Origin of the sequence: Klebsiella sp. GG_Kp175, assembly GCF_040062325.1 — a bacterium.
Taxonomy (GTDB): Bacteria; Pseudomonadota; Gammaproteobacteria; order Enterobacterales; family Enterobacteriaceae; genus Klebsiella; species Klebsiella quasipneumoniae.
In genome coordinates, this window is record NZ_JBEAFX010000007.1 from 125,875 (window position 1) to 147,777 (window position 21,903).

Genomic DNA, 21,903 nt, shown 5'->3' on the forward strand with positions numbered 1-21,903 from the left:
CATTATAGTGAATCCTGCGCCCCGACGAAACCGTTTGCGTAGAAATAAAATCATTGATGCTGTTTATCAATAAATGTGACGCCTATCGCGAATAAGTTGCCAACTGGCGCATTCTTAAGCAGAATGCCGCTCATTCGACGACAACCTTGCGTTTTTTCCGGACATCGCCTGCTGAGGAACCTGAAGCTGCAGAAGATTAACGCGCTGAAAAAATTAAAGATTAATTATCTGCTGATCGGCATTGTCACCCTTTTGCTGGCGGCTGCCCTGTGGCCGTCGATCCCCTGGTCCGGTAAACCCGAGAACCGGGTGGCGGGTATTATCGCTCGCGGCGAGCTGCGCATCAGCACCATCAACTCGCCGATGACCTTTGCCACCATGAACAATAAAACGTTCGGCCTGGACTACGAACTGGCGAAGCAGTTTGCCGACTACCTCGGCGTGACGCTTAAGATAACCGTCCGGCAGAACATCAGCCAGCTGTTTGACGACCTCGACGACGGTCAGGCCGATATGCTGGCTGCCGGGCTGGTCTATAACCAGGAGCGGGTGAAAAACTATCAGGCCGGCCCCACCTACTATTCTGTTTCGCAACAGCTGGTCTACCGCGTCGGCAATACCCGGCCGCGCACCCTCGCGGCGCTGACCGCCGAGCAGCTCGCCATCGCTCCGGGCCACGTGGCGATCAACGACCTGCAGACCTTAAAAGCCGAGAAATACCCGGATCTTGCCTGGCGCGTGGACGAAAAACGCGGCACCACGGCGCTGATGCAGGCGGTGATTGACGGCAAACTCGATTACACCATCGCCGACTCGGTGGCCGTCAGCCTGTTTCAGCGCGTCCATCCGGAGCTGGCGGTAGCCCTCGATATCACCGACGAACAGCCGGTCACCTGGTTCAGCGCCCGGGACGATGATAATTCCCTGTCGGCGGCGATGCTTGATTTCTTCAACAACATCAATGAAGACGGCACCCTGGCGCGCCTGGAGGAGAAGTACCTCGGCCACGGCAACGATTTTGATTACGTCGATACCCGCACCTTCCTGCGCGCGGTGGAAAACATTCTTCCGGAGGTGCAGCCGCTGTTTGAAAAGTACGCCCGCGAGATCGACTGGCGCCTGCTGGCCGCGATTGCCTGGCAGGAATCCCACTGGGATCCGCAGGCCACCTCCCCCACCGGCGTGCGCGGCATGATGATGCTCACGCGCAATACGGCGCAAAGTCTGGGGCTGACTGACCGGACCGATGCGGCGCAGAGTATCGACGGCGGCATGCGCTATCTACAGGATATGATGGATAAAGTGCCGGATTCGATCCCGAAAGATGAACGCATCTGGTTTGCGCTGGCCGCTTACAATATGGGCTATGCCCATATGCTGGACGCCATGGCGCTCACCCGCAAACAGAAAGGCAATCCTAACAGCTGGGCGGACGTTAAGCTGCGTTTACCGCTGCTGAGCCAGAAACCCTATTACAGCAAACTAAAATACGGCTATGCCCGCGGCCATGAGGCCTACGCCTATGTGGAAAACATCCGCAAATATCAGATAAGCCTTGTCGGCTATTTGTCAGAGAAGGAGCGCCAGCAGCAGCAAACGCTGGCCCTGGCGGAAGATTACCCGGCCGTGCTCCCCAATGAGCTCGAACAGCCGCAGGAGACCACCCTGCCCTTTTTCAAGTTTCGCGCCGATAAACAGATGGATAATGCCCGGATGAAACTCCCGGGCCACCTGTATTAACTTTCCCCGTTCTGCTCCCGGGCTTTCTTCAGCGCTTTTTTCTCTTCCCGCCGCCAGCGGAAGAAGTCGCTCAGCATGGCAGAGCAGGACTCCGCCAGCACGCCTTCGCTAATCTCAACCCGATGGTTCATTCCCGGGTGGTGCAGAACATCCATCAGCGAGCCGGCGGCGCCGGTCTTGGCATCCCTGGCGCCAAACACCAGGCGGGCGATACGGCTGTGCACCATCGCCCCCGCGCACATCACGCAGGGCTCGAGGGTCACGTATAGCGTGGCATCGATCAGGCGGTAGTTTTGCAGCACCAGTCCGCCCTGGCGTAAGGCCATAATTTCCGCATGGGCGGTAGGGTCGTGACGGCCTATCGGCCGGTTCCAGCCCTCACCAATGACCTGATTGTTATGCACCAGCACCGCGCCCACCGGTACCTCACCCTCTTCCCAGGCGCGCTTCGCCAGCGTCAGGGCATGACGCATCCAGTATTCATCATTGAGTTCGAGGTCAGACACAGCGGCCACTCCAGCAGAAAAAGCGGGGCGCATTATACATGGGAGCTATCAATTACACACTATTACTCCAGCTGCTGCAGCTCTCCCTGCGGAGTGACCCGCCAGCGATGCTGGCAAAAGCCGAGCAACGGGTTATCCTGCTCGCTGTCGCTATAGCCGCTATACAGCTGCAGCGGTGCGCCAATCTTTTTCTCCAGCTGCACCACCTTTTCATGGCCCAGGCAGCGCAGGGTCAATACCCAGCCGCCCCAGCGGCGCGCGGTGCGGCTGGCTATCAGATTCACCCGCGGCAGCCAGAGGGTATCGCGATAGACCTGTTCCACCAGCGACTGCGGCGAGCCGGTGATCAACCAGACGTCGGCATCGGTACTGGTCAGGTAGGCCGTCAGCCGCGCATGAACCACGGGAAACGCTGTCACATGATGACGAAACCAGCCGACAAACTCCGCTTCCAGCCGCTTCAGTACCGCCTCGCGACGGCCAAAGGTTGACGCCCATAGCAGGAGGCTCATCGGCCAGCGCGCCGCCCGCCCGCACACCGCCAGCCCGGCAAGGATCGCCGGCCCCATCGCCACCACCAGCAGCAGGTTCAGCGGCAGATGGCGCAGCAGGTAGCGCAGAAAACTGCCGAACATATCCTGTTGATGCAAGGTTCCGTCCAGATCGAAAAACACCACTCTCCGTTCACTGTGCTGCAAACTGCCCCCTTCTCTCAGGATTCGCTTCTCGTTAGGGTAAGCTTAACAGTCTTATGCCATGAAGAGGGAAAACATCCCTGCCGTTAAGGAAGAATTAAATTAGCAGGCGAAGGAAAAATTGTGGCTTATGAATTTTTAATTCGTGGTATACCCCTTATAATCGAATAAAAATTCTTTCAGTCACGAGCCGGACGGCTCCAGCGGAGCTCCAATGAACTGTTTAACGCGTATTCGTCAGCGCTATCCCACCCTGGCGGCGAGCGACAAAAAGTTGGCCGATTTTATTCTGAGCCAACCCGATGACACCCGGCACCTCAGCTCGCAGCAGCTGGCGGCGGAAGCCGGGGTGAGTCAGTCCAGCGTGGTTAAATTTGCCCAAAAACTGGGGTTCAAAGGCTTCCCGGCGCTGAAGCTGGCGCTGAGTGAAGCGCTGGCCAGCAGCCCGGATCCGCACTCCGTCCCGGTACATAACCACATTCGCGGTGACGACCCGCTGCGTCTGGTGGGCGAGAAACTCATTAAAGACAATGTCGCCGCCATGCATGCCTCGCTGGACGTCAACACTGAAGAGACGCTGCGGGAAGCCGTCACGCTGCTGCGCAACGCCCGGCGGGTGATCGTCACCGGGATTGGCGCGTCCGGCCTGGTGGCGCGTAACTTTAGCTGGAAGCTGATGAAGATCGGCGTCAACGCTGTCTCTGAGCAGGATATGCACGCTCTGCTGGCGACGGTGCAGGCCATGTCCAGCGACGATCTGCTGCTGGCGATCTCTTACTCCGGCGAGCGTCGGGAGATCAATATGGCGGCCGGTGAAGCGCTGCGCGTGGGCTCCAGGATCCTGGCGATCACCGGCTTTAGCCCTAACGCCCTGCAGCAGCAGGCGACCCACTGCCTGTACACCATCGCCGAAGAGCAGGCGACGCGCAGCGCGGCCATCTCTTCTACCAGCGCGCAAATGATGCTCACCGACCTGCTGTTTATGGGGCTGGTGCAGCAGGATCTGGAGCGGGCGCCGGAGCGCATTCGCCATAGCGAAGCGCTGGTGAAAAAGCTGGTCTGAGCAGAAAATGGGCGTATAATGCCCGCCCTGTTTGTGTTGTTTCTGAGATTTTCCTGATGGCGCTGTTAATTACCAAAAAATGCATCAACTGCGATATGTGCGAGCCGGAGTGCCCCAATGAGGCCATTTCGATGGGTGACAGCATTTATGAAATTAACAGCGACCGCTGCACCGAATGCGTGGGCCATTACGATACGCCCACCTGCCAGAAGGTGTGCCCGATCCCGAATACTATTCTGAAAGATCCGGCACACGTCGAGAGTGAAGAACAGCTGTGGGATAAATTCGTCCTGATGCACCACGCGGATAAAATTTAACCGCCGTCGCGCTTAGCTTTCGACAATCACCGTGGCGCAGGCGTAATGGCGCTCATCGGCGAGCGTGACATGAATATGGCTCACCCCCAACCGTTCCGCCAGCCGTTGCGCCTCACCCCATAGCCGCAGCTTCGGCTTGCCCAGCTCATCGTTGTAAACTTCGAACTGATTAAAGGCCAGCCCGTTGCGGATCCCGGTCCCCAGCGCTTTCGCCGCCGCTTCCTTGACCGCAAAGCGTTTCGCCAGGAAACGCACCGGCTGCTGATGCTGCTCCCAGATACTCCATTCATGGTCGCTCAGCACCCGGCGGGCAAGGCGATCGCCGCTGCGGGCGATCACCGCTTCGATGCGGGCGATCTCGACGATGTCGGTACCCAGCCCGAGAATGGCCATTAGCCGCGCGCTTCCAGCATCAGACGCTTCATTTCCGCGACCGCCTCTTTCAGGCCGCTCATCACCGCGCGGCCAATAATCGCGTGGCCGATATTCAGCTCATGCATTTCCGGCAGCGCGGCAATCGCTTTCACGTTGTGATAGGTCAGACCGTGACCCGCATTAACCTTCAGGCCGAGGCTGGCGGCGTAGGCGGCCGCTTTGGCAATGCGTTCCAGCTCCTTCGCCTGCTCGGCGTCGGTTTTAGCATCGGCATAGCAGCCGGTATGGATTTCGATATAAGGCGCGCCAACGTCCGCTGCCGCTTTAATTTGTGCTTCATCCGCATCGATAAACAGGGAGACCAGGATGCCGGCATCCGCCAGGCGTTGACAGGCATCACGCATCTTGTCGCGCTGGCCGGCGACGTCCAGCCCGCCTTCGGTGGTCACTTCCTGGCGCTTCTCCGGCACCAGGCAGCAGAAATGCGGTTTGGTTTCGCAGGCGATCGTCAGCATCTCTTCGGTGACCGCCATTTCAAGATTCATGCGGGTGTGCAGCGTCTGGCGCAGGATACGCACATCGCGATCGGTGATATGGCGGCGGTCTTCGCGCAGATGCACGGTAATGCCGTCGGCGCCGGCCTGTTCGGCAATGAAAGCCGCCTGAACCGGATCCGGGTAGGCGGTGCCGCGGGCGTTACGCAAGGTCGCGATATGGTCAATATTGACCCCTAACAGTAATTCAGCCATGACAATCCTCGTTAATCATTCTTCGTATTATCCGCTCGCGCCTTTCGCGCGGGCATAAACTGGCGAAACAATTCCCGGCTCTTGAGCGGTTTGCCGCCGAGATAGGGCTTCAGGGCGATACGGGTAAAGCGCTTCGCGGCGCGCAGCGTATCAACATCAGGAAACTCGCGACTCGCCAACGCTTTCAAATGGTGCCCGGTAAACGTGTTGTTATCAATCACCAGGCTGGCAATAAAGCCTTTTTCTTCGCGATAGCGGTAGGTCATGGTGTCGTCCACCGGCTCGCCGCTCCCGGCGCAGTGGAGAAAATCCACGCCATAGCCCAGGTGCCCGAGCAGCGCCAGCTCAAAGCGCCGCAGCGCCGGCTCCGGCGAGCCGCTGGCCCCGGCGAGCGCCTGAATGCAGTGCAAATAGTCAAAAAAGAGTTCGGAGAAGCGCGTTTCGTGCTCCAGCACACGGGAGATAAGCTCGTTAACGTAAAGACCGCTGTAGAGGGTGATGCCGCTGAGCGGCAGCGCCAGCGAGACAGCTTCCGCGCTGCGCAGGGTTTTGACTTCGCCGCGGCCGCCGAAGCGAACCAGCAAGGGGGTAAAGGGCTGTAAAGCGCCTTTAAGATTCGAGCGTTTGGAGCGTGCGCCCTTGGCAACCAGGCGCACGCGACCGGATTCTTCCGTGAAGACGTCCAGCATCAGGCTGGTTTCGCTCCACGGTCGGCTATGCAGGACAAAGGCGCGCTGCCATCCATCCACGTTGCGTTAACTCAGAGGTCGTCAACATAACCGAGACTGCGCAGGGCGCGCTCGTCATCGGCCCAGCCGGATTTCACTTTAACCCACAGCTCGAGGTGCACCGGCGCTTCAAACATCTCCTGCATGTCCTTACGCGCTTCGATACCGATGGTTTTGATTTTGGCGCCTTTGTTGCCAATCACCATCTTCTTCTGCCCTTCACGCTCGACGAGGATCAGGCCGTTGATGTCGTAACCGCCGCGCTCGTTGGTCACAAAACGTTCGATTTCCACGGTGACGGAGTACGGCAGCTCAGCGCCAAGGAAACGCATCAGTTTTTCACGGATGATTTCGGAGGCCATAAAGCGCTGGGAACGATCGGTAATATAATCTTCCGGGAAGTGATGGATCGCTTCCGGCAGATGCTTACGCACGATCGCCGCGATGGTGTCGACGTTGGTCCCCGTTTCCGCCGACATCGGCACGATATCAAGGAAGTTCATCTGGCTGGCGAGGAACTGCAGGTGCGGTAACAGATCCGCTTTTTCCTGCACGTTATCCACTTTGTTGACCGCGAGGATCACCGGCGCTTTCGCGTCGCGCAGCTTGTTGAGCACCATCTCGTCGTCCTGCGTCCAGCGGGTGCCTTCCACCACGAAGATGACCAGTTCAACATCGCCAATCGAGCTGCTGGCCGCTTTGTTCATCAGGCGGTTAATGGCGCGCTTCTCTTCCATATGCAGGCCCGGAGTATCGACGTAAATCGCCTGATACGGCCCTTCGGTATGGATGCCGACGATGCGGTGACGGGTGGTCTGCGCTTTACGGGAGGTGATCGAGATCTTCTGCCCAAGCAGCTTATTCAACAGCGTGGATTTGCCAACGTTTGGACGACCCACGATGGCGACAAACCCACAATAACTTTTTTCTTCGCTCATTCCAGCTCCAGCTTTTTCAGCGCCTGTTCGGCGGCAGCCTGCTCCGCCTTACGACGGCTGGAACCTGTGCCAACCACCGGTTCACTCAGGCCACTGACCTGGCAGTGGATAGTAAATTCCTGATCGTGCGCTTCGCCGCGCACCTGGACCACCAGGTAGGACGGCAGCGGCAGATGACGACCCTGCAGATACTCCTGCAGACGCGTCTTCGGATCCTTTTGCTTATCGCCCGGGCTGATTTCGTCCAGACGAGTCTGGTACCAGGAGAGAATTAAGCGTTCAACGTTCTGAATATCGCTGTCGAGGAAAACCCCGCCAATTAACGCTTCAACGGTGTCCGCGAGAATCGATTCGCGACGGAAACCGCCGCTTTTCAGTTCGCCCGGCCCGAGGCGCAAGCATTCGCCCAGCTCAAACTCGCGGGCGATTTCCGCCAGCGTGTTGCCGCGCACCAGCGTCGCGCGCATACGGCTCATGTCGCCTTCATCCACGCGAGGAAAGCGATGATACAGCGCGTTAGCGATCACGAAACTTAAAATGGAGTCGCCTAAAAATTCCAGGCGCTCATTATGTTTGCTGCTGGCACTGCGGTGAGTTAATGCCTGTTGCAACAGCTCCTGATGATGAAAAGTGTAGCCCAGCTTTCGTTGAAGCCGATTAATTACGATGGGGTTCATGCGTTACCAATAAATGAATGCGTCAAAGATGCAGCACACGAAACCGACCTGAGCATACGCTTCAAACAGGAAGTTGAAACAGACCAATACGCTTTCGTGTGCAGTGTCACCCGGCAGAGCGACAACCAAAAACTTCGGGGGGATATTCTATACGCAACGACACGGGATGTCGTTAGTTTGAATGGATTTAAATACTAAATAATTCACGCCGCTGCGATAACAGCAGCGGCGTGAATTCAGCAGATGAAATTAATGAATTCCACCAATGCGCGATAACCGCACACCGGTCGGCCATTCACCTTCCTGCTTTTCAAAACTCATCCAGATAGCGGTGGCTTTTCCGACCAGGTTTGCTTCCGGCACAAAGCCCCAGTAACGGCTGTCGGCGCTGTTATCCCGGTTGTCGCCCATCATGAAGTACTGACCCGGCGGCACAATCCAGGTGGCCAGCGGCAGACCGCTCTGATGGTAATACATGCCAGCCTGATCCTGAGCAATCGGCACCATCAGAATACGATGCGTGACGTCGCCCAACGTCTCCTGACGCTCGGTGAGGCGAATGCCGTCGGCTTTGGTTTCGCCCTTCGGCAGCTGCCAGAAACCGCTGCTCGCCTCGCCGCCGTTGCTGCGGGAGAAAGTCTGAACGAAATCGCTCGGCTCCACGTTGGAGTAAGTCACCGGCAGCGCGTTGCCGCAGGCCTGTCCGGAGCTACAGCCCGGCTGAATAGTGACCTGCTTGGCAATCGGATCGTAGGTGACCTTATCCCCCGGTAGCCCCACCGCGCGCTTGATGTAGTCCAGGCGCGGGTCTTCCGGATATTTAAACACCACGATGTCGCCGCGCTTCGGATGACCCGTCTCGATCAGCGTTTTCTGGTAGATAGGATCTTTAATGCCGTAGGCAAATTTCTCCACCAGGATGAAATCGCCAATCAGCAGAGTCGGCATCATCGAACCGGATGGGATCTGGAACGGCTCATAAATGAATGAACGTACCACCAGAACGATCGCCAGCACCGGGAAAACCGATGCGCCGGTTTCCAGCCAGCCCGGTTTCGGGCCGACTTTCTTCAACGTCTTTTTGTCCAGCTGCTCGCCGGTCGCTGCCTGAGCAGCGGCCTGACGCTCACGACGTTTCGGTGCAAAAATGAACTTGTCCAGGCACCATAAAACGCCCGTCACCAGGGTTGCAATCACCAGGATCAGGGCAAACATGTTCGCCATGCCAACTCCTTAGGGTTATTTGCCGTCTTTACCAACGTGCAGAATGGCGAGGAACGCTTCCTGCGGCAGTTCAACGTTACCGACCTGCTTCATACGCTTCTTACCTTCTTTCTGCTTCTGCAGCAGCTTTTTCTTACGGCTGACGTCACCGCCGTAGCATTTCGCCAGCACGTTTTTACGCAGCTGTTTCACGGTAGAGCGCGCGATGATGTGGTTGCCGATGGCCGCCTGAATCGCGATGTCGAACTGCTGACGCGGAATAAGATCTTTCATCTTTTCCACCAGCTCGCGGCCGCGATACGGCGCGTTATCGTTGTGGGTGATCAGCGCCAGCGCATCGACGCGCTCGCCGTTGATCAGCACATCGACGCGTACCATGTTCGACGCCTGGAAGCGTTTGAAGTTGTAGTCCAGCGACGCATAGCCGCGGGAGGTAGACTTCAGACGGTCGAAGAAGTCGAGCACCACTTCCGCCATCGGGATTTCGTAGGTCAGCGCCACCTGTTTACCGTGGTAAACCATGTTGGTCTGCACACCACGTTTCTCCACACACAGAGTGATCACGTTGCCGAGGAACTCCTGCGGCAGCAGCATGTGACACTCGGCGATCGGCTCGCGCAGCTCCTGAATATTATTCAGCGGCGGCAGCTTGGACGGGCTGTCGACGTAGATAACTTCTTTGGAGGTGGTCTCCACTTCGTAAACTACCGTCGGCGCGGTGGTGATCAGGTCGAGATCGTATTCACGCTCCAGACGCTCCTGAATGATCTCCATGTGCAGCAGGCCGAGGAAGCCGCAGCGGAAGCCGAAGCCCAGCGCGGTAGAACTTTCCGGCTCGTAGAACAGAGAGGCGTCGTTGAGGCTCAGTTTGCCCAGCGCGTCGCGGAAAGCTTCATAATCATCGGAGCTCACCGGGAACAGGCCGGCATACACCTGCGGTTTCACCTTCTTAAAGCCAGGCAGCGCTTTGTCTGCCGGGTTGCGGGCGGCGGTCAGGGTATCGCCCACCGGCGCGCCGAGGATGTCTTTGATCGCGCAGACCAGCCAGCCAACCTCGCCGCATTTCAGCTCGGTACGGTCAACCTGTTTCGGGGTAAAGATGCCCAGACGGTCGGCGTTATAGACCTGGCCGGTGCTCATGACCTTGATCTTATCGCCCTTGCGCATGGTGCCGTTTTTAATCCGCACCAGCGACACCACGCCGAGGTAGTTATCGAACCAGGAGTCGATAATCAGCGCCTGCAGCGGCGCGTCCGGATCGCCTTCCGGCGGCGGAATATCGCGCACCAGACGCTCCAGCACGTCGGTCACGCCGACGCCGGTTTTCGCCGAGCAGCGCACCGCATCATGGGCATCGATCCCGACGATATCTTCAATCTCGTCCGCTACGCGCTCAGGGTCGGCCGCAGGCAGGTCGATCTTGTTGAGTACCGGAACGACCTCCAGGTCCATCTCCATGGCGGTGTAGCAGTTGGCCAGGGTCTGGGCTTCTACGCCCTGCCCGGCGTCAACCACCAGCAGCGCGCCTTCGCACGCGGCGAGGGAACGGGAGACTTCATAGGAGAAGTCCACGTGGCCCGGGGTGTCGATAAAGTTCAGCTGATAGGTCTCACCGTCGTTGGCCTTATAGTCCAGGGTGACGCTCTGCGCCTTGATAGTGATCCCGCGTTCGCGCTCAAGATCCATGGAGTCCAGAACCTGGGCTTCCATTTCACGATCAGAAAGGCCACCGCAAATCTGGATGATACGGTCAGACAGCGTCGACTTACCGTGGTCGATGTGAGCGATGATCGAAAAGTTACGTATATTCTTCATATTTAGAGTTAATTATGCCTTACGAGTATCATGAGGCCGCTGTACTGTGCCTGACGTTTTTTAATCCGAAAACGCCGCATTCTACACTACATCCTTGAAACCAGGAAATGCTGTTAGATCCAGCATAACCGCAGAAATTGTGGCGTTGTAACAGGAAGGGTAAATAAAGATAAGGGCCAGTGAAATCACTGACCCATGTCGGAGGAAGGCGTTTCGATACGCACCAGATCCGGCGGCAACGCGACGCTCAGGATCACCGGCTGCCACGACTGGCGCGCTGCCAGCTGCGGCGACAGACCGCGCGCCACCAGGAACCCGCCGACGCCGCCCAGCAGCGCGCCGCAAAGTGACGCGATATCGCTGGCAAACAGCACCTGGAAAATCGACGCCATCACAAACAGCCCCACCAGCGGCGCCATGTAGACCAACAGCGCCGAACCCAGCAGACTGCTCTCGGCGATCCCCAGCTCCACTTTTTGCCCCGCCGTCAACGGCTGCTCGCAGGGCACGCTGATGGTATGGCTGGTCTGCGGCCCCAGCTTGTTTAATACCCGGCTGCCGCAGCCGGCGCGGGAGGCGCAACTGCTGCAGGAGGCTTTAACGTCGCAGTGCACCTGCGCCACGCCGTTATGCCAGGAAACCACGGTGGCCCACTCTTTGATCATTGTACTGCCTTGAATTTAATGCTGTCTGAGATACGCTTCGCCGTCTGCGGCGGCAGTTCGCCCACCACGGTGATCTCCGCGTTATCGCGTACCGTCGTGCTGACGGTGCGTCGGCCGGTGCGCAACAGCTGGTCGCTGCTGGCCGCGGTGGCGCGGTTGATATTGATCGAGAAGCTGAACAAGCCGTCGGAATAGAGACGTGATTCTACCGGACCATCAAAGGTGGGTAGACGACGCTGGCTGCTGGAAACCTCAGTCATGCCCTGAGGGAGCCACGTCGGCGCCCAGTTGAAGTTGGCTTTGTCGCCCCCTTCAGGCACCGACAGCTGCGGCGGCAAATTCGCTTTTGCCAGCGTCTCCATGCTGGCGCTAACGTTATCACCAACGTTGAAAGAGACGACCCGGAACTGCTCCAGTGTTTCACCGTCGCGGTCGAGTAAATCAACGCGCAGCGGCAGCTTAGTCTCAGCGTCCAGCCAGGCGATAAAGCTATAGCGCGTGCCGTCGCGAGCCACGACGCGGATCACGTCGCAGAGGCGGTCGGCGATACGGGTACGGCCCACGGAGATAAAATCATAGGCTGCGCTGAGACGTTTGAAATCGCTGTAAACCAACGACGGCAGCGAATCGACGATATAGTCGCCGTTCAGGGTGAAAGGATCGAGGCCGGGTTCAAAATAGCTGATTTCCGTACCGCGCAGGACCACTTCCCGGCGCGGACCGTCCAGCTGCAGAAGCTGCGCCAGCGGTTGATTGTTCAGTCGCGCGTGACGATAGCGCAGCGACTCAACGCCTTGTTTGCTGATGCTGACGAACGAGAGCTCATAGTTGAGGGACTGGCTGGCCAGGTTCATCTGCTGCAACAACGCCCCGGACGATGTATCAGCCGAGGCGTTGACAGAGAACAACAGACTGCCTGCCATGAGCGACATGGCACACCAAAGTTGCTTCATTACTGCGATTGCGTTCCTAAAGTTTGATAACCCGGCACCTGGACTGCGGCCTGCTGAGTCTGGGCCTGGCCAAACTGAAGCTGCTCAGCGTGCAGGCGGCGCTGCAGTTCGTAGTCCTGCAGCATGGCGTTAATCCGCCGGCGCTGTTCCTGGACCTGAGCCTGCTGGCCGCTACCTGCTGATGCGTCAGCCGGTACGCCAAGACTTACCGGGCTCGCTTTACCCATCATTGGCAGCGTATTGAACACCGGCGCCTCTGGCTGCTGAGCGGCATCAGACTGCCCATTATAGTGCTGGACGCCGACGATAACCGCAAGCGATACGCAGGCGGCAACGCCCATCTGGGTTAGTGAGCTGGCCCACGGACGCACTTTGTTCCAGAACGGCATCTGCCGCCACTGGTGTGGTGCGGGCTGAGATTCAGGAATAAGCGGCGCCGTCTGACGAACGGGCTCATTTTCAATGGCGGCCATCACCCGGGCGGAGATATCAAATTGCAGCACCTCTGCGGTATCGCCACGCAGCGTATCGCGGATAAGGTGGTAACTCTCCCAGGTTTTTTGCATCTCAGAAGAACGACTCAGCTCGTTGAGCAGTTCGTTATCCAGCGTTTCACCATCCATTAAAGCCGAAAGTTTTTCTTTCTGCATGCCTGATACCCTTTTCCAGTATTCCGCTATCGTCAACGCCTGATAAGCGGTTGAACTTTATTATCAATAGCTTCTCGCGCCCGGAAGATACGCGAACGCACCGTCCCAACCGGACAATCCATGATAGCGGCTATCTCTTCATAGCTCAGGCCATCCAGCTCCCGTAACGTAATTGCCATGCGTAAATCTTCCGGGAGCGATTCAATGGTACGAAAAACTATTTGTCTCAGTTCTTCTGACAACATTAAGTTCTCAGGGTTCGAAATTTCTTTCAACGCTCCGCCGCTTTCGAAGTTTTCCGCCTCGTTGGCGTCAACATCGCTGGACGGCGGACGGCGTCCCTGAGCAACCAGATAATTCTTCGCCGTATTGACGGCGATACGGTATAACCAGGTGTAAAAAGCGCTATCTCCCCGGAAAGAGTCCAGCGCACGCCATGCCTTAACGAACGATTCCTGAACGACGTCAGCGATATCGCCCGGCGGTACATAGCGGGAAACCAGGCTCGCGACCTTATGCTGATAGCGCACTACCAGCAAATTAAACGCTTTCTGATCTCCTTTCTGGACCCGTTCAACAAGGACCTGATCCGTTAACTGCTCGCTCATCCGAGGTAATGTCTCCCCAAACCCAATTCCCATGCGTCTTCAAAACACCACCCAAAATCTGCATTATGAGCAAGCTGACTGTTGGAGTGTATGAAAACAATAAAGTTCCGTTACGCTTTTTGTTTTTTGTCTGGCAACGGCGGCAGATCGTTATCAATCATTATATGCCCTGGTTGCTAAACGATAGGTTAGTCAATAAGAAAAAGCGCAGGCCCGTCTGAAGGGTATCGTAACACGGCGTTTATTTCACTATAAAATCCAATGCTATCAACCTGCCACGCGTCTCATTTTCGCCGTGCTCCAGACCGTTTCCGCTCGCCTGCTGTTTAGCCGTCACAACGCCCGCCAAAAAAAATGTACGATTCCTCACGAGCTGGTGCTATTGTGAGCTAAATGTGTTTAGTAAATTAAACAAAGACAATGAATACCACTCCTGACTTCTCTTGTGATGTGTTGATTATCGGCAGCGGCGCTGCCGGCCTCTCCCTTGCGCTGCGCCTGGCAGAGCACAGTTCGGTGACCGTGCTGAGTAAAGGGCCGATCAGCGAAGGTTCCACGTTCTATGCCCAGGGCGGGATTGCCGCCGTTTTCGACGAGACGGACAGTATTGAATCCCATGTCGAAGATACCCTGATTGCCGGCGCAGGGTTATGCGATCGCCATGCGGTCACCTTCGTCGCCAGCAATGCCAGATCATGCGTCCAGTGGCTTATCGATCAGGGCGTATTGTTTGACACTCAGGTCCAGGCCAATGGCGAAGAGAGCTATCATCTCACGCGCGAAGGGGGCCACAGCCATCGGCGCATTCTCCACGCCGCCGACGCTACCGGCAAAGCGGTGGAGACGACGCTGGTCGATAAAGCCCTCGCCCACCCCAATATCCGCATCCTTGAGCGCAGCAATGCCGTCGACTTGATCGTATCGGATAAGATTGGCTTGCCAGGCACGCGCCGGGTGGTCGGGGCGTGGATCTGGAACCGCAATAAAGAGCGCGTGGAAACCTGCAGCGCGAAGGCGGTGGTGCTCGCCACCGGCGGAGCGGCCAAGGTTTATCAATACACCACTAACCCCGACGTCTCTTCCGGAGACGGTATCGCGATGGCCTGGCGGGCGGGCTGCCGGGTGGCGAATCTGGAATTTAATCAGTTTCACCCCACCGCGCTGTATCATCCGCAGGCGCGCAACTTCCTGCTTACCGAAGCGCTGCGCGGCGAAGGCGCCCACCTTAAACGCCCGGACGGTACCCGCTTTATGCCGGACTTTGACGAGCGCGGCGAGCTGGCCCCACGCGATATCGTCGCCCGCGCCATCGATCATGAGATGAAGCGCCTTGGCGTGGACTGTATGTTCCTTGATATCAGCCATAAACCCGAGGCGTTTGTTCGCCAGCACTTCCCGATGATTTACGAGAAGCTGCTCGGCCTGGGAATTGATTTAACCAAAGATCCGGTGCCGGTCGTCCCTGCCGCACATTACACCTGCGGCGGCGTGATGGTGGATGATAATGGCCGCACCGACGTCGATGGGTTATACGCTATCGGCGAAGTCAGCTATACCGGGCTGCACGGCGCGAACCGTATGGCCTCGAACTCGCTGCTGGAGTGCCTGGTTTACGGCTGGTCCGCCGCGGAAGATATTGCCCGACGCCTGCCGCTGGCCCAGAAGGTTAGCACCCTGCCGGCGTGGGATGAAAGTCAGGTGGAGATCCCGGATGAACTGGTGGTTATCCAGCATAACTGGCACGAACTGCGGCTGCTGATGTGGGATTACGTGGGGATTGTGCGCACCACCCGCAGGCTGGAGCGCGCCCTGCGGCGCATTACCATGCTGCAGCAGGAGCTGGATGAATATTACGCCCGCTTCCGCGTCTCGAATAATCTGCTGGAGCTGCGCAATCTGGTGCAGGTGGCGGAGCTTATCGTACGCTGCGCGATGTTGCGCAAAGAGAGCCGCGGTCTGCATTACACCCTCGACTATCCGCAGCCGCTGCCGAACAGCGGCCCGTCGATACTGTCGCCCCTGGCTCACATAAAGAGATAAAAATCCTCGGTCAGAGCGGTAAAGCCTTCAGAATACTGCTGCTCTGGCCCGCGAATCGCCAGCCTGTCGCTGAAACACTCCCCCGCCGTCGGGGAGAAAGCCAGCAGCACCCGGTGCGGCGGCCGCAGCTCGGTCTCCGCCACGTCAGTGCGCAGTCGCAGGTGCCAGCCCATCGCGGTTGCCCGTTCGATAAACGCATTACCGATATCTACCGGCAGCACCACGCAAAAAAAGCCTTCTTCGGTGATATGTTCAGCGGCGCAGGTCAGCAGAGAAGCGTGATCGAGCGTAGTGGTATACCGCGCCTGCTCCCGCTGCGAGGTGGCGCAAGGCACCCCTTCCGCAAAAAAGGGCGGGTTACTGATTATCAGTTGATAGCGTCGGGTCTGCGGCGGCTGCCACTGATGAATATCGGCCTGACAGACCTCAACCCGCGCAGCCCATGGCGACGCGAGAGCATTTTCCTGCGCCTGGGCGGCGGCCTCTGCGTCCAGTTCAACCGCATCGACACATACATCATCGCCGGTACGCTGGGCGAGCATTAGCGCCAGCAGGCCGCTGCCCGCGCCAATATCCAGCACATGCTTCACCCCGGCAATCGGCGCCCAGGCGCCGAGCAAAATGCCGTCGGTACCCACCTTCATCGCGCAACGATCGTGGGCGATAAAAAACTGTTTGAAGGTAAAACCATTGCGCGGCAGCGCAAACTTCGACTGAGACATCCTCAATAACCTTGCCGACAAAAACTCCTGAACGTAAGGCTATGCACAATACCGGAGAACAGATAGCCTTACAAACAGATGAACATTACGTCAGTAACGTCTATAATCGGCGGCCCACTCAGAGGTAGAACATGACTGTAACGACTTTTTCCGAACTTGAACTCGACGAAAACCTGCTGGAGGCCCTCCAGGATAAAGGTTTCACTCGCCCGACAGCCATTCAGGCCGCCGCTATTCCGCCTGCGCTCGATGGCCGTGACATCCTCGGTTCAGCGCCGACCGGCACTGGTAAAACGGCGGCGTATCTGCTGCCAGCGTTGCAGCACCTGCTCGATTTCCCGCGTAAGAAATCCGGCCCGCCGCGTATTCTTATCCTGACGCCGACCCGCGAGCTGGCGATGCAGGTGGCTGACCACGCCCGCGAGCTGGCAAAGCATACCCATCTGGATATCGCCACCATTACCGGCGGCGTAGCCTACATGAACCACGCGGAAGTGTTCAGCGAAAACCAGGACATCGTGGTCGCCACCACTGGTCGCCTGCTGCAGTATATAAAAGAAGAGAACTTCGACTGCCGCGCCGTCGAGACCCTAATCCTCGATGAAGCCGACCGCATGCTGGACATGGGCTTTGCGCAGGATATCGAAACCATCGCCGGTGAAACCCGCTGGCGCAAGCAGACCATGCTGTTCTCCGCGACGCTCGAAGGCGATGCGATCAAAGACTTCGCCGAACGTCTTCTGGAGGAGCCGGTTGAAGTTTCCGCTAACCCGTCGACTCGCGAGCGCAAGAAAATCCATCAATGGTACTACCGCGCTGACGATATCGAACATAAAACCAAACTGCTGGTGAATCTGCTGCAACAGCCGGAAGCTACCCGCGCTATCGTCTTTGTGCGCAAGCGCGAGCGCGTGCATGAGCTGGCCAACTGGCTGCGTGAAGCCGGGATTAACACCTGCTGGCTGGAAGGCGAGATGGTGCAGGCCAAGCGTAACGAAGCCATCAAGCGTCTGACCGATGGCCGCGTAAACGTGCTGATCGCTACCGACGTCGCCGCCCGCGGTATCGATATTCCGGACGTCAGCCACGTCTTTAACTTCGATATGCCGCGCACCGCCGACATCTATCTGCACCGTATCGGTCGTACCGGGCGTGCAGGTAAGAAAGGCACCGCGATTTCGCTGGTTGAAGCGCACGACCACCTGTTGCTGGGCAAGATCGGCCGCTACGTTGAAGAACCGCTGAAAGCTCGGGTGATTGATGAATTGCGACCAAAAACCCGCGCGCCAAGCGAGAAGCTGACCGGTAAACCATCGAAGAAAGTGCTGGCGAAACGCGCCGAGAAAAAAGAGAAAGAAAAAGAAAAGCCGCGGGTGAAAAAGCGCCACCGCGATACAAAAAATATCGGTAAGCGCCGGAAACCAAGCGCAGCCGGGACGCCATCAGCGCCCAACGAAGAGTAAAAAAAACGCCGGGTTATCCCGGCGTTTTCACATCTGGCGTTAGCCTTACAGGCTTTCGGTAAAGGTACGAGCGATAACGTCGCGCTGCTGTTCCGGCGTCAGGGAGTTGAAGCGCACCGCGTAGCCAGAAACACGAATGGTCAGCTGCGGATATTTTTCCGGATGCTCAACCGCGTCCAGCAGAGTTTCACGACGCAGCACGTTAACGTTCAGGTGCTGACCGCCTTCCACGCGAACTTCTGGTTTCACGTCTACCGGGATTTCACGGTATTCGATTTCACCCAGTTTGCTGACCGCCACCACGTCATCTTCCGCAAAACCACCTTTGGCGCACAGGCAGCGCGCTTCGCCTTTTTCGCTATCCAGCAGCCACAAAGAGTTCAGCAGGTCGTCGTTTGCCGCTTTAGTAATTTGGATACCAGTAATCATTTGATGCCTCCCAGGCAGTGTTTATTCGATTTTGGCCTCTTCGCGGCCAATTGGTAAAACCATTGTTGTATGAGTGTATATATATCAGCCGTACCCTCGGCATTCTTTGATGTAAATCAATAAAAACCACTCACTCTAAGTGGGTATGCAAGGATTTTATTGTTTTACATCAAGTTACGCCATGCGCTGCTATAAATAATTTTGTAAATTTTCAATTTTTTTTGCATGAAGGCCCGCGTTGAGCCGTGCCGATTTTGTTCTGTAGAAAGAAGCCGTTAAGCTATAGCAATGACCCTTTGCAGGAGAGCAAGATGACCACCCCTTTAACCTGGCATGACGTGCTGGCGGATGAAAAGCAACAACCCTATTTTCTCAATACTCTGAAGACCGTCGCCGAAGAGCGCCAGTCCGGGATCACCATCTATCCACCGCAAAAAGACGTCTTCAATGCGTTTCGCTTTACCGAACTGGGCGATGTCAAAGTCGTCATTCTCGGCCAGGACCCCTATCACGGCCCGGGGCAAGCCCACGGTCTGGCGTTCTCGGTTCGCCCGGGCGTCGCCATCCCGCCCTCGCTGCTAAATATGTACAAAGAGCTCGAGGCCACTATCCCTGGCTTTACCCGCCCTACCCATGGTTACCTGGAAAGCTGGGCGCGCCAGGGAGTGCTCCTGCTGAATACGGTCCTGACCGTCCGCGCCGGGCAGGCGCACTCGCACGCCAGTCTCGGCTGGGAAACGTTTACCGATAAGGTAATCGCGTTAATCAATGAGCATTGCGAGGGAGTGGTCTTTCTACTGTGGGGCTCCCATGCACAGAAGAAAGGCGCGATTATCGATCGCCAGCGCCACTGCGTACTGAAGGCGCCGCACCCGTCACCGCTCTCTGCACATCGCGGCTTCTTTGGCAGCAACCATTTCGTGCAGACCAATCAGTGGCTGACCGAGCGCGGCGAAGCGCCGATTGACTGGATGCCGGTCCTTCCCGCCGAAAGCGAGTGATCGACAGCCATAAAAAAAGCCAGCATCAGCTGGCTTTTTTATTCAGGGACAGGTATTACGCCTTGTTCTGACGCCACCACTCCGCCAGCAGAACGCCGGTCGCCACAGAGACGTTCAGGCTTTCGACATTGCCGGTACCATCGATGGCGACGCTGAGGTCCGCGCTGGAGATCGCTGCATCCGACAGGCCATCGCGCTCCTGGCCTAACACCAGCACCATTTTCTTCGGCAGCTCGGCTTTAAACAGCGGGGTACCATTATGGCTGGAGGTCGAGACAATCGCGTAGCCCGCCTGACGGAATTGATCAAGAGTATCGATGAAGCTGTCGCCGGTGATCGGCTCAACATGTTCCGCACCGCCTTCCGCCGTACGGATCGCCGCGCCGGACTCCAGCACGCCGGCATCCTGAACCACAACGCCCTTCACGCCGAAGTGCGCGCAGCTGCGCATGATCGCCCCGAGGTTGTGCGGGTTACCCACGTCTTCCAGCGCCAGAACGCAATCTTCTTCTGCGGCCTTCGCGACCCACTGGGCAACAGAGGTGCCGTGGCGTTTTTTGATCAGGAAGCAGACGCCGCCGTGGTGATCGGTCCCGGAGGCTTTCGCCAGCTCGGCTTCATCAACCACATGATAGGCTTTACGGTTAGCCGCCATCCAGCGCAGCGCCTCTTTAAAACGCGGCGTCACGCTCTGAATAAACCAGGCGCGGACAATAGCTTCCGGGCGGCTCTGGAACAGGGCCTGACAGGCGTTTTCACCATACACGCGGGTCTCTTCCGCGCGCTGGCGACGCAGTACTTCCGGATCGATAAAGCTCTTCCCGCTGATCCCGCCGTGATCTTCTTTTACCGGCGTCTCATCGCCAGGGGCGCGGGAAACGGTACGCCACGGGGACGCATCGTCACGATGAAAATCATCGCGCTTGCGCTCATCACGCTTGCGGTCATCGCGTTTACGATCGTCACCGCGGCTGTTTCGTTCGTCACGCGCAGGGCGGCTGCGGCCGTCAACACGAGATTTTCCTGGACGACCTCCCCCTTTCCCGGTACGTGGGTTATGGGTGCGTTTGTCAGAATCATCATCACTGCGGACATACATCACTTTGACCTTGCCGCTTTTATTTTTCAGTTCGTCGCTCATCAATTTTCTCCACCTGCGCTGCGCGAAGCGCGCAGATTACCCGATGTGTCATCGCTTCGCCATGATTTCGTTTAAAAGCCGGCCTCTATTGCACTCATCGAACAAAACGCATTGTCCTTAAATAACACTTAATCGATAATATGTAACATCACAGAAACATATCGGCCACGTGCCACGTTGCAACCCATAACCAGAGGTTAGTTATGAATACCGTTTGTGCCAGTTGTCAGGCTCTGAACCGCCTCCCGGACGATCGTAGCGCGGATGGCGCAAAGTGCGGACGCTGCGGTCACGATCTTTTTGACGGCGACGTCATCAACGCGACCGGGGCAACGCTGGATAAACTCTTAAAGGACGATCTGCCGGTCGTTGTTGATTTCTGGGCGCCATGGTGCGGTCCCTGCCGTAGCTTCGCGCCGATCTTTGAAGACGTTGCGGAAGAGCGTAGCGGGAAGATGCGCTTTGTGAAAGTTAACACCGAAGCGGAACGTGAGCTTAGCGCACGGTTTCGTATCCGCAGCATCCCGACCATTATGATGTTCAAAAATGGCGAAGTGATCGACATGCTCAATGGCGCGGTGCCAAAAGCGCCATTTGATAGCTGGCTGAACGAAGCCGGACAGCAGTAATCCTTCCGGGGCACCGCTTGTGCCCCGTTTTAGCCTCTGCGACAATAGCGCTTTTCATTAGCGACTCCCATGACTGATAACGCTGTCCTTCGCCTGCGCGCCGAACGTCTCGCGCGAGCCACCCGCCCTTTCCTTGCGCGCGGCAATCGCATCCGCCGCTGCCAGCGCTGTCTGCTGCCGCTCAAGCAATGTCTGTGCGCCACGTTAACGCCGGCGCAGGCCACCAGCCGCTTTTGCCTGGTGATGTTTGATACGGAGCCGATGAAGCCCAGCAACACCGGTCGGCTCATCGCCGATATTCTGCCGAATACCGAGGCTTATCAATGGTCGAGAACCGAGCCGTCGCAGGGGCTGCTTGATCTGGTCGCCCATCCCGATTACCAGCCGATGGTGGTATTCCCCGCCTCCTACGCCGGGCCGGAGCGCCAGGTCCTGAGCGCGCCGCCGTCTGGCAAACCGCCGCTGTTTATCATGCTCGACGGCACCTGGACCGAAGCGCGTAAAATGTTCCGTAAGAGCCCTTATCTGGACGCGCTGCCGATAATCTCCGTCGATCTGTCCCGCATCTCAGCCTACCATCTGCGCGAGGCGCACGCCGACGGACAATATTGTACCGCGGAAGTGGCCATCGCCCTGCTGGACCTGGCGGGCGATGCACCGGCCGCCGCAGCGCTTGGCGAACACTTCACCCGCTTCCGGACCCGTTACCTGGCGGGAAAAACCCAGCATAAGGGCAGTATCACAGCGGACCCGGTGGAAAACGTTTAAAATCATT

Annotated in this window: 24 protein-coding genes; 8 read left to right on the forward strand and 16 right to left on the reverse strand. The window is 57.5% G+C overall.

Annotated features, from left to right (window positions below):
- Window positions 1–123: 123 nt before the first annotated feature.
- Complete coding sequence (gene mltF / locus ABLU73_RS13760; protein WP_004201842.1) at window positions 124–1,740, forward strand: membrane-bound lytic murein transglycosylase MltF; 1,617 nt, start codon at window positions 124–126, stop codon at window positions 1,738–1,740.
- Here the strand turns inward: mltF and tadA are convergent.
- Together tadA and yfhb are read right to left on the reverse strand one after the other, a co-directional pair.
- Entirely contained in the window at window positions 1,737–2,246 is a 510-nt protein-coding gene (gene tadA / locus ABLU73_RS13765; RefSeq protein WP_023318886.1) for a tRNA adenosine(34) deaminase TadA, read from the reverse strand. The genes mltF and tadA overlap by 4 nt on opposite strands.
- Window positions 2,247–2,308: 62 nt before the next feature.
- The gene (gene yfhb, locus ABLU73_RS13770; RefSeq protein WP_017900418.1) at window positions 2,309–2,944 is read right to left on the reverse strand and encodes a phosphatidylglycerophosphatase C; all 636 of its coding nucleotides are present in this window, start codon (window positions 2,942–2,944) and stop codon (window positions 2,309–2,311) included.
- 211 nt (window positions 2,945–3,155) lie between these two features.
- Here yfhb and ABLU73_RS13775 point away from each other — a divergent pair, with 211 nt between their 5' ends.
- Together ABLU73_RS13775 and ABLU73_RS13780 are read left to right on the forward strand one after the other, a co-directional pair.
- Window positions 3,156–4,004, forward strand: coding sequence for a MurR/RpiR family transcriptional regulator (locus ABLU73_RS13775; RefSeq protein ID WP_048325378.1), 849 nt, complete (start codon window positions 3,156–3,158; stop codon window positions 4,002–4,004).
- A 56-nt stretch (window positions 4,005–4,060) separates the two neighbouring features.
- Complete coding sequence (locus ABLU73_RS13780; RefSeq protein WP_004144350.1) at window positions 4,061–4,321, forward strand: YfhL family 4Fe-4S dicluster ferredoxin; 261 nt, start codon at window positions 4,061–4,063, stop codon at window positions 4,319–4,321.
- A 12-nt stretch (window positions 4,322–4,333) separates the two neighbouring features.
- On the opposite strand, the gene acpS is transcribed toward ABLU73_RS13780, so the two are convergent.
- The 11 genes from acpS to rpoE all read right to left on the reverse strand — a co-directional run bounded on the left by acpS (window position 4,334) and on the right by rpoE (window position 13,703).
- Window positions 4,334–4,714, reverse strand: a complete 381-nt coding sequence (gene acpS / locus ABLU73_RS13785; RefSeq protein WP_004201835.1) for a holo-ACP synthase — start codon at window positions 4,712–4,714, stop codon at window positions 4,334–4,336.
- Window positions 4,714–5,445 (reverse strand): pyridoxine 5'-phosphate synthase, encoded by a 732-nt coding sequence (gene pdxJ / locus ABLU73_RS13790; RefSeq protein WP_017900416.1) that lies wholly within the window; start codon window positions 5,443–5,445, stop codon window positions 4,714–4,716. Before pdxJ ends, acpS begins: the two co-directional genes overlap by 1 nt.
- An 11-nt stretch (window positions 5,446–5,456) precedes the next feature.
- On the reverse strand, window positions 5,457–6,194 hold the full coding sequence (gene recO / locus ABLU73_RS13795) for a DNA repair protein RecO (RefSeq protein WP_004201833.1): 738 nt from the start codon (window positions 6,192–6,194) through the stop codon (window positions 5,457–5,459).
- 11 nt (window positions 6,195–6,205) lie between these two features.
- Window positions 6,206–7,111: a GTPase Era gene (era, locus tag ABLU73_RS13800; protein ID WP_017900415.1), complete on the reverse strand. Its 906-nt coding sequence runs from the start codon at window positions 7,109–7,111 to the stop codon at window positions 6,206–6,208.
- A complete protein-coding gene (rnc, locus tag ABLU73_RS13805; RefSeq protein ID WP_002914065.1) occupies window positions 7,108–7,788 on the reverse strand; it encodes a ribonuclease III in 681 nt (226 codons plus the stop codon). The genes era and rnc overlap by 4 nt, the downstream gene beginning before the upstream one ends.
- 249 nt (window positions 7,789–8,037) lie before the next feature.
- The gene (lepB, locus tag ABLU73_RS13810) at window positions 8,038–9,012 is read right to left on the reverse strand and encodes a signal peptidase I (protein WP_004201827.1); all 975 of its coding nucleotides are present in this window, start codon (window positions 9,010–9,012) and stop codon (window positions 8,038–8,040) included.
- A 15-nt stretch (window positions 9,013–9,027) separates the two neighbouring features.
- Complete coding sequence (gene lepA, locus ABLU73_RS13815) at window positions 9,028–10,827, reverse strand: translation elongation factor 4 (protein WP_004201823.1); 1,800 nt, start codon at window positions 10,825–10,827, stop codon at window positions 9,028–9,030.
- A 185-nt stretch (window positions 10,828–11,012) separates the two neighbouring features.
- A complete protein-coding gene (gene rseC / locus ABLU73_RS13820) occupies window positions 11,013–11,492 on the reverse strand; it encodes a SoxR-reducing system protein RseC (RefSeq protein WP_004201822.1) in 480 nt (159 codons plus the stop codon).
- Window positions 11,489–12,445, reverse strand: coding sequence for a sigma-E factor regulatory protein RseB (gene rseB / locus ABLU73_RS13825; RefSeq protein ID WP_004201821.1), 957 nt, complete (start codon window positions 12,443–12,445; stop codon window positions 11,489–11,491). Before rseB ends, rseC begins: the two co-directional genes overlap by 4 nt.
- Window positions 12,445–13,095 (reverse strand): anti-sigma-E factor RseA, encoded by a 651-nt coding sequence (gene rseA, locus ABLU73_RS13830; RefSeq protein ID WP_004201820.1) that lies wholly within the window; start codon window positions 13,093–13,095, stop codon window positions 12,445–12,447. The genes rseB and rseA overlap by 1 nt, the downstream gene beginning before the upstream one ends.
- Window positions 13,096–13,127: 32 nt before the next feature.
- Window positions 13,128–13,703 carry an RNA polymerase sigma factor RpoE gene (gene rpoE / locus ABLU73_RS13835; protein ID WP_002914074.1) on the reverse strand — a complete coding sequence of 192 codons (576 nt, stop codon included), beginning with the start codon at window positions 13,701–13,703 and terminating at the stop codon, window positions 13,128–13,130.
- A gap of 420 nt (window positions 13,704–14,123) precedes the next feature.
- Here rpoE and nadB point away from each other — a divergent pair, with 420 nt between their 5' ends.
- Window positions 14,124–15,743 (forward strand): L-aspartate oxidase, encoded by a 1,620-nt coding sequence (nadB, locus tag ABLU73_RS13840; RefSeq protein ID WP_017900412.1) that lies wholly within the window; start codon window positions 14,124–14,126, stop codon window positions 15,741–15,743.
- On the opposite strand, the gene ABLU73_RS13845 is transcribed toward nadB, so the two are convergent.
- Complete coding sequence (locus ABLU73_RS13845) at window positions 15,728–16,465, reverse strand: tRNA1(Val) (adenine(37)-N6)-methyltransferase (protein ID WP_017900411.1); 738 nt, start codon at window positions 16,463–16,465, stop codon at window positions 15,728–15,730. The two genes, nadB and ABLU73_RS13845, sit on opposite strands and share 16 nt — an antisense overlap.
- A 131-nt stretch (window positions 16,466–16,596) precedes the next feature.
- Between ABLU73_RS13845 and srmB the strand changes: the two genes are divergently transcribed.
- The gene (srmB, locus tag ABLU73_RS13850; protein ID WP_004201817.1) at window positions 16,597–17,928 is read left to right on the forward strand and encodes an ATP-dependent RNA helicase SrmB; all 1,332 of its coding nucleotides are present in this window, start codon (window positions 16,597–16,599) and stop codon (window positions 17,926–17,928) included.
- A 45-nt stretch (window positions 17,929–17,973) separates the two neighbouring features.
- Here srmB and grcA read toward each other — a convergent pair whose 3' ends face one another.
- Window positions 17,974–18,357 carry an autonomous glycyl radical cofactor GrcA gene (gene grcA, locus ABLU73_RS13855; protein WP_154981881.1) on the reverse strand — a complete coding sequence of 128 codons (384 nt, stop codon included), beginning with the start codon at window positions 18,355–18,357 and terminating at the stop codon, window positions 17,974–17,976.
- A 311-nt stretch (window positions 18,358–18,668) separates the two neighbouring features.
- On the opposite strand from grcA, the gene ung reads away from it, so the two are divergent.
- Window positions 18,669–19,358, forward strand: a complete 690-nt coding sequence (ung, locus tag ABLU73_RS13860; RefSeq protein WP_004201816.1) for a uracil-DNA glycosylase — start codon at window positions 18,669–18,671, stop codon at window positions 19,356–19,358.
- A gap of 55 nt (window positions 19,359–19,413) precedes the next feature.
- On the opposite strand, the gene ABLU73_RS13865 is transcribed toward ung, so the two are convergent.
- Window positions 19,414–20,499: a tRNA/rRNA methyltransferase gene (locus tag ABLU73_RS13865; RefSeq protein WP_023318890.1), complete on the reverse strand. Its 1,086-nt coding sequence runs from the start codon at window positions 20,497–20,499 to the stop codon at window positions 19,414–19,416.
- Window positions 20,500–20,702: 203 nt separating this feature from the next.
- On the opposite strand from ABLU73_RS13865, the gene trxC reads away from it, so the two are divergent.
- A complete protein-coding gene (gene trxC, locus ABLU73_RS13870) occupies window positions 20,703–21,128 on the forward strand; it encodes a thioredoxin TrxC (protein ID WP_002914091.1) in 426 nt (141 codons plus the stop codon).
- Window positions 21,129–21,197: 69 nt separating this feature from the next.
- Window positions 21,198–21,896, forward strand: coding sequence for a tRNA-uridine aminocarboxypropyltransferase (tapT, locus tag ABLU73_RS13875; protein ID WP_126065305.1), 699 nt, complete (start codon window positions 21,198–21,200; stop codon window positions 21,894–21,896).
- The last annotated feature ends 7 nt before the right edge of the window (window positions 21,897–21,903 follow it).